We start from the raw sequence: 16,329 nt of genomic DNA, 5'->3' as shown, positions 1-16,329 counted from the left end.
AACGGTTCCTCCATTGCAACGGGCAATCCGGGCATCGGGAGGAAACTCGCGTCGTCGCCTCACGATGCGGGCGCTTGCGAATTGGGTGAAGGTTACGCCTGCCGGAAGCCGGCGACAATGCGAATCGTTCTCACCATCCCGGCCGGGATAGGGGTCTCCGCGGGGGTTTTCGGCGGATTTGGGCCCTGAATGCCCGCATTTAGGGGTCCGGACCGGGCCAGCAGGCGACAAAAACCGGCCGTATTTCCTTGCTTCTGGCTGGAATCCGGCTATATACCGCGCCATCTCACACGGAAGCATGGCTCTCAAAGGCCGTCCGGTGGCAGCCGGGCCATAAGGCTCGTCTGCTCACACGCTTCCGGAGGAACCAACCGGAGAAGTATTACCATGGCGCTACCCGATTTTTCTATGCGTCAGCTGCTTGAAGCTGGCGTTCACTTTGGTCACCAATCGCACCGCTGGAATCCCAAGATGGCGGATTTCATCTTCGGTGCCCGCAACAACATCCACATCATCGACCTCGCGCAGACCGTGCCGTTGCTGCACACCGCGTTGAAGGCGGTCAGCGACACCGTCGCCAAGGGCGGCCGTATCCTGTTCGTCGGCACCAAGCGGCAGGCGCAGGACGGCGTTGCCGAGGCCGCCAAGCGGTCGGCGCAGTATTTCGTCAACTCGCGCTGGCTCGGCGGTACGCTGACCAACTGGAAGACCATTTCCGGTTCGATCAAGCGGCTGCGTCATCTCGATGAAGTGCTCAATTCCGGCGATGCCAACGCCTACACCAAGAAGGAACGGCTGACGCTGCAGCGCGAGCGCGACAAGCTCGACCGTTCGCTCGGCGGCATCAAGGACATGGGCGGGCTTCCCGACATGATCTTCGTGATCGACACCAACAAGGAAGACATCGCGATCCAGGAAGCGCAGCGGCTCAACATTCCCGTCGCCGCAATCGTCGACACCAATTCCGATCCCAAGGGCATCACCTATGTGGTGCCGGGCAATGACGACGCCGGCCGCGCCATTTCGCTGTATTGCGATCTGGTGGCCCGCGCCGCCATCGACGGCATCTCGCGCGCCCAGGGCGACCACGGCATCGACATCGGCGCTTCCGCGCAGCCGGTCCGTGAGGAAATCCCGGCTGCTCCGCAGCCGGCCGGCTTCCAGGGTCTGGCGGGCCCCCGTGGCACCGCCGACAACCTCAAGAAGCTCACCGGCGTGTCGGGTGCGATCGAGAAGAAGTTCAACGATCTCGGTATCTTCCACTATTGGCAGCTGGCCGAATTGGATCACGATACCGCGCACAAGATCGGCGAAGAGGTCGGACTTCCGAGCCGCGCCGATGGCTGGGTTGCCCAGGCAAAGGCGATGACCGCGGAAGCGGAATAATTGTAACGCCGCGTGGCCGGCCTTCCGGCCACCGGTTTGATTTCCCTGTTACGGCATTCCTGTAGCTGATGGCGGCACGGCGCAAGGCGCGCCGCGCTCGTGGCTAACAGGCAGAAGGACATTCAACGATGGCAACGATCACTGCGGCGATGGTCAAGGAACTGCGCGAGTCGACCGGCGCAGGCATGATGGACTGCAAGACTGCGCTCACCGAAACCGCGGGCAATATGCAGGAAGCGCAGGATTGGCTGCGCAAGAAGGGCTTGTCCAAGGCCGCGAAGAAGGCCGGCCGTGTCGCTGCGGAAGGCCTGATCGGCGCGATGATTTCGGGCAATAAGGGCGTCGTCGTCGAAGTCAATTCGGAGACCGATTTCGTCGCCCGCAACGAGCAGTTCCAGGGCCTCGTCAAGATGGTCGCGCAGGTCGCGCTTCGCGTCGGCGCCGACGTCGAAACGATCAAGGCTGCGAAGATCGGCGACTTCACTGTCGAGACCGCGATTTCGGACGCGATCGCCACCATCGGCGAGAACATGACGCTGCGCCGTGCGGCTTTGCTCGAGGTCGCCAATGGCGTGGTGGCGAGCTACATCCACGGCGCTGTCATCGACAACGCCGGCAAGATGGGCGTGCTGGTGGCGCTCGAATCGACCGGCAAGACCGATGAGCTCGCGGCGCTCGGCCGCCAGCTCGCGATGCACGTTGCCGCGACCAATCCGCAGGCGCTCGATCCGTCCGGCCTCGACCCTGAAACCGTGAAGCGGGAAAAGGACGTGCTGGCCGACAAGTATCGCCAGCAGGGCAAGCCGGAGAACGTGATCGAGAAGATCGTCGAGTCCGGTCTGAAGACCTACTACAAGGAAGTCTGTCTGCTGGAGCAGGCGTTCATCCACGACGAAAAGGGCAAATCGGTCGCGCAGGCGGTGAAGGAAGCCGAAGGCAAGATCGGAGCGCCCGTTAAGATCGCCGGATTTGTGCGCTATGCTCTCGGCGAGGGAATCGAAAAGCAGGAATCCGACTTCGCAGCCGAAGTCGCGGCGGCCAGCGGCAAGAAGTAACCGCGGTCGACAATCTTCCGGCGCCGTTGCGCCGGAGGACGCCTGCGCGGAATGAAGGAAGCGATTCGCTATGGCAGAGCCGGTCTATCGTCGCGTCGTGATCAAGATCTCGGGCGAATATCTCGCCGGCAGCCAGTCCTTCGGCATCGACCAGCCTACCGTGGACCGTATCGCCGACGATTTGATCGCCGCGCGCCAGCTCGGGGTTGAGGTGGCGGTGGTGGTCGGCGGCGGCAACATCGTTCGCGGCGTCGAAGTATCCTCGCGTGGCGTGTCACGCCCGACCGGCGACACCATGGGCATGCTCGCCACCATGATGAACTGCCTTGCGCTCGAGGCGGCCATCGAACGCAAGGGGACGCCGGCACGAACCCTGTCGGCGTTCGTGATGCCCGAGATTTCCGAACTGTTCACCCGCAGTGCGACGCACAAATATCTCGCCGAGGGCCGTATCGTCCTGCTCGGCGGCGGAACCGGCAATCCGTTTTTCACCACCGACACCACGGCGGTGTTGCGGGCGGCCGAGATCGGGGCGCAGGCGGTGCTGAAGGCCACCAATGTCGATGGTGTCTATAGCGCCGATCCCAAAAAGGACCCGTCGGCCAAGCGTTTCGACCGCCTGACGCATTCGCAGGCCATCGAAGGTGGCTACAAGGTGATGGACGCGACCGCATTCGCGCTTGCCCGCGAGACTGCGCTGCCTATCATCGTATTCTCGGTTGCCGAGCCCGGTTCGATAGGTGCGATCCTGCGCGGTACCGGCCACGGCACGGTTGTCGCCGGCTGACCGGCCCGCGCCACGTCGAACCGCTGGAATGATGATGCCGGCGGATGGTTTTCTGAGGAGGGGAGAGCGTTATGCCCACACCTGGTTTTGACATCAACGAATTGAAGCGCCGCATGCAGGGCGCCACCCAGGCGCTCAAGCATGAACTGGGCGGTTTGCGCACCGGTCGTGCGGCCGCGTCCATGCTGGAGCCGGTGCAGGTCGATGCCTACGGCACGCACATGCCGCTCAATCAGCTCGCAACCGTCAGCGTGCCTGAGCCGCGGCTGCTTTCCGTCCAGGTTTGGGACAAATCGATGGTCAAGGCCGTGGAGAAGGCGATCGTCGACTCCAACCTCGGCCTGAGCCCCGCGACCGAAGGGCAGGTGCTGCGCCTGCGGATTCCGGAACTCAACGAGGAACGCCGCAAGGAATTGGTCAAAGTCGCGCATAAATACGCCGAAGCGGCCAAGGTTGCGGTCCGGCACGTCCGCCGCGACGGGCTCGATACGGTCAAGAAGCTGGAGAAGAACCACGAAATCTCCGAGGACGACCAGGAGCGCCTGGCCAATGACGTGCAAAAGGCGACCGACGGGATGATTTCCGAGATCGATCAATTGCTGGCGGCGAAGGAAAAGGAAATCCTTACCGTTTAAGGCCTTAAGATCGAAACTTGAGACCGCGACTTTGCGACTGGTCCTGGAACTTTAACGATGCCGAATGCCGCCGCCCCCGCAACCGAAGGACCGGATCGAACCGGTCCCTTGCACGTGGCGATCATCATGGACGGCAACGGGCGCTGGGCGGCCGCGCGGGGATTGCCGCGCGCGGAGGGCCATCGCCGCGGCGTCGAGGCGCTGCGCCGCGTGGTTCGTGCGGCCCATGAACTCGGTGTGGTCTACCTGACGATCTTCTCTTTCAGCTCCGAGAACTGGTCGCGACCGGCGACCGAAATCGGCGACCTGTTCGGATTGCTGCGCCGCTTCATCCGCAACGATCTGGCGACGCTGCACCGCGACGGGGTGAGGGTGCGCGTGATCGGCGAGCGCGAGGGACTGGAGCCGGACATCTGCGCGCTCCTGAACGAGGCCGAGGAACTGACGCGCGCCAACACCAAGCTCAATCTCGTCGTCGCGTTCAATTACGGGTCGCGCCAGGAAATCGCCAACGCGGTGCAACGGCTGGCGCGCGAAGTGGCCGAAGGCAAGCGCGATCCCGCATCGATCGACACCGACACGCTCGGCCAATATCTCGACGCGCCCGATATTCCCGATCCCGACCTGATCATCCGCACCAGCGGCGAGCAGCGGTTGTCGAACTTCCTGATGTGGCAGGCGGCCTACAGCGAACTCGTCTTCGTGCCGATCCACTGGCCGGATTTCGACAAGGCGGCGCTTGAAAGCGCGATCGCAGAATATGCCAGACGGGAGCGCCGTTTCGGCGGTCTGGCCGCGAAAACCGGATCGTGACCGAGGGCAAGGCCGCGCCGGCGGCCGCTGCCGAACAGGATACGCGCAACCTCTCGACGCGCATCGTTGCAGCCGCCGTGCTGATCCCGCTCGCCGTCGCCATCGCCTATGCCGGCGGCTGGTTTTGGGCCGTGCTGGTGACGTTGGCGGCGATCGGCCTCTATGTCGAATGGCTGATGGTGGTGGGCCGCGCGGCTGACAAACGCGTGGTCGTGTCGGGCGTTGCCGCGCTCGCATTGGCCGGGCTTTGTCTCGCCATCGGGCCGATCGATGCTGCGCTCGCGGTGCTGGCTGTCGGCCTGGTGGCGGTCGCCCTGATCACGCCGGCGCAGCGAAACTGGAGCGCTGCGGGATTTTGCTATGCGGCGGTGGCGGAGGTCGCGTCTGTCCTGCTGCGGCTTGATCCCGTGAAGGGCTTTATCGCGCTGATCTTCGTGCTGGTCATCGTTTGGGTAACCGATAGCGGCGGCTACTTCGCCGGCCGCGGCATCGGCGGCCCAAAACTCTGGCCGCGCGTCAGCCCCAAAAAGACCTGGGCCGGCGCCGTTGGCGGCTTTGTCGCAAGTCTTGCGGTGGCCTGTATATTCGCGGTGCTGGATCTAGGGAAAATCGGACCGCTGTTGATGATATCAGGCGTTCTTTCGGTGGTTTCTCAACTCGGCGATCTCTTCGAATCCGCGGTCAAACGGCGCTTTGGCGTCAAGGATTCCAGCCAGATCATTCCCGGCCATGGCGGGCTGTTGGATCGCCTGGACGGATTTGTTGCAGCTGTCGCGGTGGCGGCGCTAATCGGTTTCCTCCGGGGCGGCGCCGATGGCGTCGGCCGCGGTCTTATGGTTTGGTGAAAAAATGAGCGCGGTTCCATTGCGTAATAACAAGGCCGCGGCATCCGCCGCGCGCACCGTCACAGTGTTGGGCGCCACCGGTTCCATCGGCGACAGCACCATGGATTTGCTGCGCGGCGACCGCGCCCGCTACCAGGTTGAGGCGCTGACCGCCAATGGCAATGTCGAGGGGCTCGCCAAACTCGCACGAGAATTCGGCGCGCGCTTTGCGGCGGTCGCCGACCCCACCAAGCTCGGCGCATTGAAGGAAGCGCTGGCCGGCACGCGGACCGAATGCGGCGCCGGCGAAAGCGCGATCATCGAGGCAGCGGCGCGCCCGGCCGACTGGGTGATGGCCGCCGTCAGCGGCGCCGCTGGGCTGAAGCCGGCGCTCGCCGCGGTCGACCGCGGGGCGTCGGTCGCGCTCGCCAACAAGGAATGCCTGGTCTGCGCCGGCGATTTCTTCATGCAGCGCGCCGCCAAGGCAGGCGCCTGTATTCTGCCTGCGGATTCCGAGCATAACGCGCTGTTTCAGGCGCTCAGCTCCGGCAACCGCGAGGAGCTGGTGCGCGTGATCATCACCGCGTCGGGCGGGCCGTTCCGCACCTGGACCTCTACCGACATCGAGCAGGCGACGCTGGCGCAGGCGCTGAAGCATCCGAACTGGAGCATGGGCCAGAAGATCACCATCGATTCGGCGTCGATGATGAACAAGGGGCTCGAAGTGATCGAGGCGTCGTATCTGTTCGCGCTGAAGCCCGACGAAATCGATGTGCTCGTACATCCGCAGTCGATCATCCACGGCATGGTCGAATTCTCCGACCGTTCGGTGGTTGCCCAACTCGGCGCGCCTGACATGCGCATCCCGATCGCCCATTGCCTCGGCTGGCCCGATCGAATCGTCGGTCCCTCGGCCCGGCTGGATCTTGCCAAAATCGGTCAGCTGACCTTCGAGGCACCGGATTTCGAGCGATTTCCCGGCTTGCGGCTGGCCTACGATGCGCTGCGCGCCAGCGGCGGTTTGACCACGGTGTTCAACGCCGCCAATGAGGTGGCGGTAGCGGCCTTCATCGCCGGCAAGATCCGATTCGGCGCAATCGCAAGACTGGTCGAGGCGACCATGAACGACTGGGTCCGCTCCGGAAACCTGGCGCCTTTGAGCTCGGCGGATGATGCGATTTCCGTTGACCATAATGCGCGAAATAAAGCTGCCTCCCTATTGCCTCAAATTGCCTTAAAGGCATCCTAGAGGGTTGGGGGCGCAGCCTTAGGCTCGCGTCGAGGGGAATCGAATGACTGAGTTTTTTCTACATAGTTTCAATACGTTGAGCAGTGGGCTCATCGGCTACATCATTCCCTTCCTGTTCGTCCTGACCATCGTTGTTTTCTTCCACGAACTCGGCCACTTCCTGGTCGCCCGCTGGTGCGGCGTGAAGGTGCTGACGTTCTCGCTCGGTTTCGGGCCGGAGCTTGCAGGGTTCAATGACCGCCACGGCACCCGCTGGAAGATCTCGGCGATCCCGCTCGGCGGTTACGTCAAGTTCTTCGGTGACGACAGCGAAGCCTCCACGCCCTCGACCGAGGCGCTCGCCAGCATGAGCGCGGAAGAGCAGGCGGGCAGCTTCCACCACAAGAAAGTCGGTCCGCGCGCGGCCATCGTTGCCGCCGGACCGATCGCGAATTTCATTCTGGCGATCGTGATCTTCACCTGCCTGTTCACCTTCTTCGGCAAGCCGAGCACGACCGCGCGCGTCGACAAGATCGAAGCCAACAGCGCCGCTGCGAAAGCGGGCTTTCAGGTCGGCGACATCGTCACCGCGATCGACGGCAAGACCATCGGCAGCTTCTCCGACATGCAGCGCGTCGTTGGCGTCAATGCCGGCGTTCAGCTGAACTTCACCATCAAGCGCGGCGATGCCACGCTGCAAGTGAAGGGCACGCCGGAGCAGCGCGAAGTAAAGGATCCGTTCGGCAACGCCCACCGGCTCGGCGTTTTGGGCATTACCCGCGCGACCGCGCCGGGCGATGTCGTGACCGAACGCGTCGATCCGGCAACCGCGATGTGGCTGGGCGTCAAGGAAACCTGGTTCGTGATCGATCGCACGCTGGCCTATATCGGCGGCGTCTTTACCGGCCGGGAAGCCGCCGACCAGGTCGGTGGCCCGATTCGGATTGCCCAGATTTCGGGGCAGGTGGCCACCATCGGCCTTACCGCGCTGGTGCACCTGGCAGCCGTGCTGTCGATCTCGATCGGCCTGCTGAACCTGTTCCCGGTTCCGCTGCTCGATGGCGGTCATCTTTTGTTCTATGCCGTGGAGGCGGTCCGAGGACGCCCGCTGTCGAACCGGGCTCAGGAGATGGGGTTCCGAATCGGATTGGGTTTGGTGCTGATGCTGATGGTGTTTGCGACCTATAACGACATCCTGCATCTGGCGGCATCGTGAAGCGGCTTTTTTGTGGCGTTGCCCATCGGCAACGTCTTGGAATGAAAATGGAATCGCGGGGCGATGTTCCGTTTGCCGCCTTGGGGAAATTGGCTACAAGACATGCAGAAAATGGGAATCTGCCGGTTCGTAGGGGTGCGGACCAGCACAAGAATGACAAGGGCGCTTGGCGCATGATGTTTGGAATGCGAGTGCGGGGGGGCTTGTTGGCCGCCTCGATCATGTTCGCCGTGCCAGTTGCTGCCGCGCTAGCGGCGGTGCTTGTTTCGGCGCCGGCTGCTGCCCAGACGGTGGCTTCGATCGCCGTGGAGGGGAATCGGCGCGTCGAAATCGAGACCATTCGCTCCTATTTCAAGCCGGGACCCGGCGGCCGCCTCGGGCAGGCCCAAATCGATGACGGCCTGAAGGCGTTGATCGAAACCGGCCTGTTCCAGGACGTGCGAATCAATCAGGCCGGCGGCCGGATCATCGTGGTCGTGGTCGAAAACGCGGTGATCGGGCGCATTGCCTTCGAGGGCAACAAGAAGGTCAAGGACGACCAGCTCTCGTCCGAAATCCAGTCCAAGCCGCGCGGCACTTTCTCCCGCCCGATGGTTCAGTCGGACGCCCAGCGTATCGCTGAAATCTACCGCCGCTCGGGCCGCTATGACGTGAGCGTCACCCCGGAAATCATTGACCAGCCGAACAACCGCGTCGACCTGATCTTCACGATCAACGAAGGCGGCAAGACCGGCGTCAAGAACATCGAATTCATCGGCAACCGGTTCTATTCGTCCTACCGGTTGAAGGATGTCATCAAGACGCGCGAATCCAACCTCTTGAGCTTCCTCGGCGGCGCCGACGTCTACGATCCGGACCGGGTCGAGGCCGACCGTGACCTGATCCGCCGCTTCTATCTCAAGAACGGCTTTGCCGACGTGCAAGTGGTGGCCGCGCTGTCCGAATACGATCCGGAGCGCAAAGGCTTCCTCGTCACCTTCAAGATCGAGGAAGGGCAGCAATACCGCGTCGCCACCGTCGACTTCCAGACCAGCATCGCGACCTTCGATGTGAACTCGATGCGCAGCTACTCGCGTGTCGGCGTCGGGTCGCTCTACAACGCCGAGGCGCTCGAAAAGTCCGTCGAGGAAATGCAGATCGAAGCCTCGCGGCGCGGCTATGCCTTCGCCATCGTGCGTCCGCGCGGCGATCGCAATTTCGAACAGCACACCGTCTCGATCGTGTTCTCGATCGATGAAGGCCCGCGAACCTATATCGAGCGCATCAATGTCCGCGGCAACACCAGGACCCGCGACTACGTGATTCGCCGCGAATTCGACCTTTCGGAAGGCGACGCCTACAACCGTGCGCTGGTCGATCGTGCCGAGCGCCGGCTGAAGAATCTCGACTTCTTCAAGAGCGTGAAGGTTGTCACCGAGCCCGGCTCATCGAGCGACCGTGTGATCCTGATCGTCGATCTGGAAGAGAAGTCGACCGGCGACTTCTCGGTGTCGGGCGGCTATTCGACCACCGACGGCGCGCTCGCCGAGGTCAGTATTTCGGAACGCAATTTCCTCGGCCGCGGTCTGTACGCGAAGGCGTCGGTCACCTATGGCCAATACGCACGCGGTTACTCGCTGTCGTTCGTCGAGCCCTATCTGCTGGACTATCGCGTCGCGCTCGGCCTCGACCTGTTCCAGCGCGAGCAACTGGCCAACAGCTACATCTCGTACGGGACCAAGACGCTGGGCTTCAGCCCGCGGCTCGGCTTCACCCTGCGTGAAGATCTGGCCTTGCAGCTGCGCTATTCGATCTATCAGCAGCAAATCTCGCTGCCGAGCGCGCTGTCGAACTGTAACAACAACCCGAACAACGGATTGCTGGCGTTCAATCCGTCGCCGGCCTGGGTGAATCTGAACGGCGCGCCGGCCGCGACCGCACTGGGCGCTACCGACGCCTCGGGCGTCGGTCTGTGGTGCTACAGCGACGGCGAAGCTTCGCTGCCGGTCCGCAAGGAGCTGCAGAGCGGCAGGACCCTGACCTCGTCGGTCGGCTATTCGCTGAACTACAACACGCTGGACAACAACAAGAACCCGACCACGGGCTTGCTGATCGACTGGAAGCAGGACTTCGCCGGCATCGGTGGCGACGTCTCCTACATCAAGTCTGCGATCGATGCGAAATACTACGCCCCGCTGGTCGCCGACATCGTCGGCCTGCTCCGCTTCCAGGGCGGCATGCTCAACCAGGTCGGCAACGACCAGCTGCGCATGCTCGATCACTTCCAGATGGGTCCGAACCTGGTCCGCGGATTTGCGCCGAACGGTATCGGACCGCGTGACATCAACCCCTACGGTACGGGTGATGCGCTCGGCGGCACCAAATATTGGGGCGCGTCGGCGGAACTGCAGATGCCGTTCTGGTTCCTGCCGAAGGAAGTCGGGCTAAAAGGCGCGATCTATGCCGACGCCGGCGGCCTGTTTGACTATAAGGGGTCGACCGCGTGGGCACAGACCGGTGAAGTCAACGTTCCTGGTTGCGTGAGGCCGACGACCAACCCGGCAACGCCGGGCACCTGCCTCGGCCTGCAGTATGACGAAGGCAATGTCGTCCGCAGCTCGGTCGGTGTCGGCTTGATCTGGGCGTCGCCGTTCGGTCCGCTGCGCTTCGACTATGCGATTCCGATCACCAAGGGTAAGAATGACCGCGTGCAGGAATTCAGGTTCGGCGGCGGTACATCGTTCTAAATCCAGCAACCGGCCGGACTGCGACGGGTGGAATGGCGCAGCCGATGTTCTTCAAGCAACCGCCTTCGTCGACGCTGGCTGATATCGCCGCGTTGACGAAGTCGGTATTGGTCGACCCCGCACAAGGCGGCCATGTCGTCCGGGGCCTCGCGTCGCTCGACGAGGCCGGCCCGATGCACCTGGCGTTCTTCGACAACCTCAAATACGCCGACCAGCTCGCCTCGACAAAGGCCGGTGCCTGTCTGGTCAGCCCGCGTTTTGAGGCGCAGGTACCGCCTCATGTCGCGGTGCTGCGGGCCGCTCAGCCGTTCCGCGCGTTCGTGCAGATCGCGCGCCAGTGGCATGAAGACGCGTTGCGTCCGCAGTCCTGGTTCGACAATGACGGAATTGCCCCGTCGGCGATCATCGACCCGTCAGCCCATCTGGAAGACGGCGTCATCGTCGATCCGCTGGCGGTGATCGGCCCTCGGGTCGAGATCGGGGCGGGAACGGTGATCGGCGCAGGGGCCGTGATCGGGGCCGAGGTGCGGATCGGCCGGGACTGCAATGTCGGCGCGCGTACCGCGATCCAGTTCGCCCTGATCGGCAACAACGTTTTGATCCACCCCGGCTGCAGCATCGGCCAGGACGGCTACGGCTTCATTTTCTTCGGTCCCGAGGGCCATCTGAAGGTGCCGCAGACCGGCCGCGTCCTGATCCAAAACAATGTCGAGATCGGCGCCAACACCACCATCGATCGAGGCAGCCTGCGCGATACCGTCATCGGCGAGGGCACTAAAATCGACAATCAAGTCCAGATCGGCCACAATGTGACCATCGGCAGGCACTGCCTGCTCGCGGCCCAGATCGGGCTCGCGGGCAGCCTGACGATCGGGGACAATGTCGCGCTGGGCGCCAAGGTAGGCATCAATAACCATCTCAAGATCGGCGACGGTGCCCAGGTCACCGCCATGAGCGGGGTCAAGGACGACATCCCGCCCAATGGCCGCTGGGGCGGTTATTTTGCAAAACCGACCAAACAGTGGTTTAGGGAGATTATTGCAGTGGAGCGACTGGTGCAGGGCGCCGCCGATCCGAAGAACGAGGGACGGGAGTGATGGAGGAGGTGCCGGTCAGGTTTGAACTCGTTGATATCAACGAGATCCTCAAGACGCTTCCGCATCGTTTTCCGATGCTGCTGATCGACCGGGTGATCAACATCCGCACCGATTACTCAGGCATCGGCGTCAAGAATGTAACCTTCAACGAGCCGGCTTTTCAGGGACATTTCCCGGAACGCCCGGTTTATCCCGGCGTGATGATGATCGAGGCCATGGCGCAGACCGCCGGCGTGATCGGCATCAAGTCGGTCGAAGGCACCGAGAAGCCGCGCGCGGTGTACTTCCTGACCATCGACAAGTGCAAGTTCCGCAAACCCGTGATGCCCGGCGACACCATCGAATACCACATGCGCTCGATCGGCCGCCGCAAGGCGATGTGGTGGTTTCACGGCGACGCCAAGGTCAATGGCACCGTGGTCGCCGAGGCCGATGTCGGCGCAATGCTCACGGATTAATTCGGGCAAGCAAAGCGAGCGCCCGACGCTCCCCTGATATGGCGGTTGAAGAACCCGCCCATCGACGGCGCGCCCATCAGGGCGTCGAACGTCTCGGCCGGCAGATCGCAATACTGGTCGTAGGATCCCTTGACCGCGACGATCAGGTGGCGTTGCGCGCCGTCGTAGCAGACACGTTGCACGATGCTGCTGCGGGTGATGTCGCGGCACTCGAACGTCCCGAGATCGACCGGGCCGCGATCCCTCACATCAACGGTTTCGGAGCCGATCCCGGCGGCGAACAGATGCAGAAGCAGCGTCGCAATTCTGACCATGGCGCGCACAGGATAGCGCAGATGCTTCGATTTTGGAAAACGCCCCGAAGCGTGCCGTAACCCCGCAGCACGCAACGTGCAGTCGCTTACCACGTGGATTGAATTCGATCCCGCACGGCCCCGTGGATCGCGTACTTGGCTCATAGCCGGGTAGTTCGATCGCCCGCGGCATTGGAACTTCAGCCAAACAAGCGCTTTGTTATGCCGGCGTGAAACCTGGTCCTCAACACTGGGGGCGAACATGCATTGCACGAATTTCTCGAAGATTTGCATCGCCGTGCTTTTGGCGATTCTTTGGGCAGGAAACACGAGTAGCGCGCGCGACGACGGCCGGTACGCCGGGTCTCCGTTGAAGCCATGGTTCGATAGGCTGAGGAGCGGCCAGGGCCTGTGCTGCTCGGATGCGGATGGTTTTGTCGTCTCCGATCCGGACTGGGAATCCCAGAATGGACATTACCGTGTCCGCCTCGAGGGCATTTGGGTCGTCGTTCCCGATGATGCCGTTATCACGGAGCCCAATCGCGCCGGTCGAACGATGGTCTGGCCGGTCAAAAGCGCGCTCGGGATTTCTATCCGCTGTTTCCTGCCGGGTAGCATGATCTGAGCGTCTGCCGGTCTCGCGTCTACCGGTCTTGCGGCTTCCGGCCTCAGCGCCGGCGATTCCTGTATTGATTTCCATCGACCACCCAACTCCGGAAGACCGGAGGTTCGGGCAAAGGCCATTGATCCAAACGTGACGACATCGGCCGTAACCATACGTCACTGGACAAGCGCTGTCCTGTCGCGGTAACCACCGGAAAACCCGAGATAATATCGGCCCGGCGATATCAGCCCAACCTGGACGCATTTGATGACGACGATCGATCTCACCGCGCGGATTGAAGATGGCGCTGTGATCGGCGAGGGCACCTCGATCGGTCCCTATTGCATCATCGGGCCTCACGTCGTGATCGGCGCCAATTGCAAGCTGATCGGCCATGTGCACGTCACGGCGCAGACATCCATCGGCGACGGCTGCACGATCTATCCGTTCGTCTCGCTCGGCACCCCGCCGCAATCGCTGAGCTATCGCGGCGAACTGACCAGGCTTGAAATCGGGGCCGGCTGCACCATCCGCGAATCCGTCACCATGAACGCCGGCACGGTTGCCGGCGGCGGCGTCACGCGGGTCGGGGGGCGCGGCTATTTCATGAACTGCAGCCATGTCGGCCATGATTGCCAAGTCGGCAATGACGTGATCTTCGCCACGTCGGCCACGCTCGGCGGCCATTGCGAGATCGGCGATTTCGTCTTCATCGGCGGGCTTTCCGCCGTGCATCAGTTCACGCGGATCGGGCCGCAGGTGATGGTCGGCGGCGTCTGCGGCGTGCGCGGTGACGTCATTCCGTTCGGCCTCGTCAACGGCCAGTATGCGAGCCTCGAAGGCCTGAACATCATCGGCATGAAGCGGCGCAAATTCACCAAGGACAGGCTCGTCACGGTGCGCGCGTTCTATCAAAAGCTGTTCCATGGCCCAGGCATCTTTGCCGAACGGCTGAGCGAGGTTCAGCCGCTGGCGGCAAACGATCCGGCGATCGCGGAAATCCTCGCCTTCATCGATGCGGGCAAGCATCGCGCGCTGTGCCTGCCGGCCGACGGCGCTCATAAATCCTGATGACGGGATCGCCGCAGCCCATGAGTCCAGCGGCTTCAGAAATCTCTTCGCCGGTCGGCGTGATCGCGGGCGGCGGCGCCATGCCGTTCGCGGTCGCGGATTCACTTGCCGCGCGCGGCGTCGCGCCGGTGCTGTTCGCGCTGAGGGGCTCCTGCGACCCGGTTCGGGCCGAACGCTTCCGCCATCACTGGATTTCGGTCGGACAAATCGGTCGGGCGAAAAAACTGTTGCGCAGCGAAGGCTGCCGCGACCTGATCTTCATCGGCACGCTGCTGCGGCCGGCGCTGTCGGAAATCAGGCTGGACTGGGGGACGATCCGCGTCATCGGCCCTATCCTGGCGGCGTTTCGCGGCGGCGACGACCATCTGCTGTCGGGGATCGGCCGGATTTTTGAGCAGGACGGTTTCCGCATGGTCGGCATCAGGGATGTCGCCCCTGATATTCTGATGCCCGAGGGGCGCATTGCCCGCGCAACGCCCGATCCCGCCGGCACCGCCGACATCGAGAAGGGGCGGGACGTGTTGCGCGCGCTAAGTCCGTTCGACATCGGCCAGGCCGTCGTGGTGATCGACGGTCACGTGGTGGCGGTGGAGGACATCGAGGGCACCGACGGGCTGCTGGCGCGCGTGGCGCGCCTGCGCAGCGAGGGCCGCATCCGCGCCGGCACGGGCCGTGGCGTGCTGGTCAAGGCGCCCAAGACCAGCCAGGATTTGCGCTTCGACCTCCCGACGGTGGGGGCAACGACGGTCGAAGGCGCGGCCAAGGCAGGGCTGGCCGGCATTGCCATCATTGCCGGACAAACCATCGCGGCCGACGCACAGGCCATGATCGAGGCCGCCGACAGCGCCGGCCTGTTCATCCAGGGGCTGCCGGCGTGATGCCGCCGCGTCCGACCACCGACACGGTGCGCAAGATCGTCCTGATTGCGACGGAGGAATCCGGCGATCGCCTCGGCGCCAATCTCATGAAAGTGTTGCGCCAGCGCCTGGGCGACGCGGTGCAGTTCGAAGGCGTCGGCGGCCGCGCGATGGCGCGCGAAGGCATGAATTCGTGGTTTCCGATCGAGGAACTCTCGATCATCGGCCTTGCCGCCGTGGTCAAGCAACTGCCGAAAATCCTGCGGCTGATCAAGCAAACCGCCGCTGCGGTCACCGAGGCCGCGCCCGACATTCTCGTCATCATCGACAGCCCCGATTTCACCCACCGCGTGGCGAAGCGCGTCCGCGCCAGCGATCCCAAGATTCCGATCGTCGACTATGTCTCGCCCTCGGTCTGGGCGTGGCGGCCCGGCCGGGCCCGCGCGATGCTGACTTACGTCGATCATGTGCTGGCCCTGCTGCCGTTCGAACCGGAGGCCTATCTCCGGCTGCGCGGGCCGCCTTGCAGCTATGTCGGCCATCCCCTGACCGAGCAACTCGCTTCATTGCGGCCCAACCCTGAGGAACGGCAGCGGCGGGAAGCGGCGCCGCCGGTGCTGCTGGTGCTGCCGGGAAGCCGCCGCAGCGAGATCCGCCACCACATGGCGGTGTTCGGCCAGGCGCTGGCCCGGCTCAATGCCGAGGGCGTGGCGTTCGAACTGATCCTGCCGACCATGCCGCATCTGCAGGAGGCGGTCGCGGAAGCGCTGAAGACCTGGACGGTGCAGCCCCGCGTCGTGATCGGCGAGCAGGAGAAGCGGGCCGCGTTCCGGATCGCGCATGCGGCGCTGGCAAAATCCGGCACCGTGACGCTCGAGCTTGCACTATCAGGCGTGCCGATGGTGACGGCCTACCGGACCGGCGCGATGGAAGCCTGGATATTGCTGCGGGTCATCAATGTGAGTTCGGTGATCCTGGCCAATCTCGTGATCGGCGAAAATGTCGTTCCCGAATTCCTGCAGCAGGACTGCACGCCGGAAAAACTGTCGCAGGTACTGCGCGAGTTGCTTGGCGAGTCCGGGCTGCGTCGAAGGCAGCTCGAAGCCTTCGCGAAAATCGACCGGATCATGTCGACCGGCAACACGCCGCCGAGCGCCCGCGCCGCCGACATCGTGCTCGCGACGATGCGAAAAGCGCGGCGGTAGAGCGTTTTCCAGCGAAGTGGACGCCGGTTCGCGTTAAGAAAACGCGTCAAACCAAGAATCTAGAGCCCCGTTCC

General features: G+C 63.4%; 16 protein-coding genes. 15 read left to right on the top strand and 1 reads right to left on the bottom strand.

Annotation, left to right across the window (positions count from 1 at the left end):
• Positions 1–387 precede the first annotated feature (387 nt).
• The 11 genes from JQ611_RS08890 (at position 388) to fabZ (ending at position 12,225) form a co-directional block, all read left to right on the top strand.
• A complete protein-coding gene (locus tag JQ611_RS08890) occupies positions 388–1,386 on the top strand; it encodes a 30S ribosomal protein S2 (RefSeq protein WP_192733409.1) in 999 nt (332 codons plus the stop codon).
• Positions 1,387–1,514: 128 nt separating this feature from the next.
• The gene (gene tsf, locus JQ611_RS08885; protein WP_212465244.1) at positions 1,515–2,441 is read left to right on the top strand and encodes a translation elongation factor Ts; all 927 of its coding nucleotides are present in this window, start codon (positions 1,515–1,517) and stop codon (positions 2,439–2,441) included.
• A 70-nt stretch (positions 2,442–2,511) separates the two neighbouring features.
• The gene (gene pyrH, locus JQ611_RS08880; protein ID WP_212262379.1) at positions 2,512–3,228 is read left to right on the top strand and encodes a UMP kinase; all 717 of its coding nucleotides are present in this window, start codon (positions 2,512–2,514) and stop codon (positions 3,226–3,228) included.
• A gap of 71 nt (positions 3,229–3,299) precedes the next feature.
• Complete coding sequence (gene frr / locus JQ611_RS08875; RefSeq protein ID WP_212001459.1) at positions 3,300–3,863, top strand: ribosome recycling factor; 564 nt, start codon at positions 3,300–3,302, stop codon at positions 3,861–3,863.
• A gap of 57 nt (positions 3,864–3,920) precedes the next feature.
• Positions 3,921–4,676, top strand: a complete 756-nt coding sequence (locus tag JQ611_RS08870; protein WP_192733405.1) for an isoprenyl transferase — start codon at positions 3,921–3,923, stop codon at positions 4,674–4,676.
• Positions 4,673–5,521, top strand: a complete 849-nt coding sequence (locus tag JQ611_RS08865) for a phosphatidate cytidylyltransferase (protein WP_212465243.1) — start codon at positions 4,673–4,675, stop codon at positions 5,519–5,521. The genes JQ611_RS08870 and JQ611_RS08865 overlap by 4 nt, the downstream gene beginning before the upstream one ends.
• A gap of 4 nt (positions 5,522–5,525) precedes the next feature.
• Positions 5,526–6,749 carry a 1-deoxy-D-xylulose-5-phosphate reductoisomerase gene (gene dxr / locus JQ611_RS08860; protein ID WP_212262375.1) on the top strand — a complete coding sequence of 408 codons (1,224 nt, stop codon included), beginning with the start codon at positions 5,526–5,528 and terminating at the stop codon, positions 6,747–6,749.
• A 43-nt stretch (positions 6,750–6,792) separates the two neighbouring features.
• Complete coding sequence (gene rseP / locus JQ611_RS08855) at positions 6,793–7,944, top strand: RIP metalloprotease RseP (protein WP_212262373.1); 1,152 nt, start codon at positions 6,793–6,795, stop codon at positions 7,942–7,944.
• A 173-nt stretch (positions 7,945–8,117) separates the two neighbouring features.
• On the top strand, positions 8,118–10,670 hold the full coding sequence (bamA, locus tag JQ611_RS08850; protein ID WP_212465242.1) for an outer membrane protein assembly factor BamA: 2,553 nt from the start codon (positions 8,118–8,120) through the stop codon (positions 10,668–10,670).
• A gap of 32 nt (positions 10,671–10,702) precedes the next feature.
• Positions 10,703–11,767 (top strand): UDP-3-O-(3-hydroxymyristoyl)glucosamine N-acyltransferase, encoded by a 1,065-nt coding sequence (gene lpxD / locus JQ611_RS08845; protein WP_212262369.1) that lies wholly within the window; start codon positions 10,703–10,705, stop codon positions 11,765–11,767.
• Positions 11,767–12,225: a 3-hydroxyacyl-ACP dehydratase FabZ gene (fabZ, locus tag JQ611_RS08840; RefSeq protein WP_192733399.1), complete on the top strand. Its 459-nt coding sequence runs from the start codon at positions 11,767–11,769 to the stop codon at positions 12,223–12,225. The genes lpxD and fabZ overlap by 1 nt, the downstream gene beginning before the upstream one ends.
• Here the strand turns inward: fabZ and JQ611_RS08835 are convergent.
• Complete coding sequence (locus JQ611_RS08835) at positions 12,222–12,539, bottom strand: KTSC domain-containing protein (protein WP_212414006.1); 318 nt, start codon at positions 12,537–12,539, stop codon at positions 12,222–12,224. The two genes, fabZ and JQ611_RS08835, sit on opposite strands and share 4 nt — an antisense overlap.
• Before the next feature lie 241 nt (positions 12,540–12,780).
• On the opposite strand from JQ611_RS08835, the gene JQ611_RS41650 reads away from it, so the two are divergent.
• The 4 genes from JQ611_RS41650 to lpxB all read left to right on the top strand — a co-directional run bounded on the left by JQ611_RS41650 (position 12,781) and on the right by lpxB (position 16,255).
• Positions 12,781–13,143: a hypothetical protein gene (locus tag JQ611_RS41650; RefSeq protein ID WP_249133042.1), complete on the top strand. Its 363-nt coding sequence runs from the start codon at positions 12,781–12,783 to the stop codon at positions 13,141–13,143.
• 246 nt (positions 13,144–13,389) lie between these two features.
• Positions 13,390–14,193 (top strand): acyl-ACP--UDP-N-acetylglucosamine O-acyltransferase, encoded by an 804-nt coding sequence (lpxA, locus tag JQ611_RS08830; RefSeq protein ID WP_212465241.1) that lies wholly within the window; start codon positions 13,390–13,392, stop codon positions 14,191–14,193.
• Positions 14,194–14,213: 20 nt separating this feature from the next.
• On the top strand, positions 14,214–15,071 hold the full coding sequence (locus tag JQ611_RS08825; protein ID WP_212465240.1) for an LpxI family protein: 858 nt from the start codon (positions 14,214–14,216) through the stop codon (positions 15,069–15,071).
• Positions 15,071–16,255, top strand: a complete 1,185-nt coding sequence (gene lpxB, locus JQ611_RS08820; protein ID WP_212465332.1) for a lipid-A-disaccharide synthase — start codon at positions 15,071–15,073, stop codon at positions 16,253–16,255. Before JQ611_RS08825 ends, lpxB begins: the two co-directional genes overlap by 1 nt.
• The last annotated feature ends 74 nt before the right edge of the window (positions 16,256–16,329 follow it).

This window comes from Bradyrhizobium sp. AUGA SZCCT0182 (assembly GCF_018130185.1).
In the GTDB taxonomy this organism is placed as follows: domain Bacteria; phylum Pseudomonadota; class Alphaproteobacteria; order Rhizobiales; family Xanthobacteraceae; genus Bradyrhizobium.
The sequence above is the reverse complement of the archived record's forward strand: the minus strand, read 5'-3'. Positions and strand labels throughout refer to the sequence as shown.

What these genes read in the sequence shown, in the direction of transcription:
- dxr (WP_212262375.1), top strand. Translation starts at nt 5,526, where the DNA reads ATGAGCGCGGTTCCATTGCGTAATAACAAGGCCGCGGCATCCGCCGCG.
- JQ611_RS08825 (WP_212465240.1), top strand. Translation starts at nt 14,214, where the DNA reads ATGAGTCCAGCGGCTTCAGAAATCTCTTCGCCGGTCGGCGTGATCGCG.
- bamA (WP_212465242.1), top strand. Translation starts at nt 8,118, where the DNA reads ATGATGTTTGGAATGCGAGTGCGGGGGGGCTTGTTGGCCGCCTCGATC.
- tsf (WP_212465244.1), top strand. Translation starts at nt 1,515, where the DNA reads ATGGCAACGATCACTGCGGCGATGGTCAAGGAACTGCGCGAGTCGACC.
- lpxA (WP_212465241.1), top strand. Translation starts at nt 13,390, where the DNA reads ATGACGACGATCGATCTCACCGCGCGGATTGAAGATGGCGCTGTGATC.
- JQ611_RS08870 (WP_192733405.1), top strand. Translation starts at nt 3,921, where the DNA reads ATGCCGAATGCCGCCGCCCCCGCAACCGAAGGACCGGATCGAACCGGT.
- lpxB (WP_212465332.1), top strand. Translation starts at nt 15,071, where the DNA reads ATGCCGCCGCGTCCGACCACCGACACGGTGCGCAAGATCGTCCTGATT.
- JQ611_RS08890 (WP_192733409.1), top strand. Translation starts at nt 388, where the DNA reads ATGGCGCTACCCGATTTTTCTATGCGTCAGCTGCTTGAAGCTGGCGTT.
- pyrH (WP_212262379.1), top strand. Translation starts at nt 2,512, where the DNA reads ATGGCAGAGCCGGTCTATCGTCGCGTCGTGATCAAGATCTCGGGCGAA.
- fabZ (WP_192733399.1), top strand. Translation starts at nt 11,767, where the DNA reads ATGGAGGAGGTGCCGGTCAGGTTTGAACTCGTTGATATCAACGAGATC.
- JQ611_RS41650 (WP_249133042.1), top strand. Translation starts at nt 12,781, where the DNA reads ATGCATTGCACGAATTTCTCGAAGATTTGCATCGCCGTGCTTTTGGCG.
- JQ611_RS08835 (WP_212414006.1), bottom strand. Translation starts at nt 12,539, where the DNA reads ATGGTCAGAATTGCGACGCTGCTTCTGCATCTGTTCGCCGCCGGGATC.
- lpxD (WP_212262369.1), top strand. Translation starts at nt 10,703, where the DNA reads ATGGCGCAGCCGATGTTCTTCAAGCAACCGCCTTCGTCGACGCTGGCT.
- rseP (WP_212262373.1), top strand. Translation starts at nt 6,793, where the DNA reads ATGACTGAGTTTTTTCTACATAGTTTCAATACGTTGAGCAGTGGGCTC.
- frr (WP_212001459.1), top strand. Translation starts at nt 3,300, where the DNA reads ATGCCCACACCTGGTTTTGACATCAACGAATTGAAGCGCCGCATGCAG.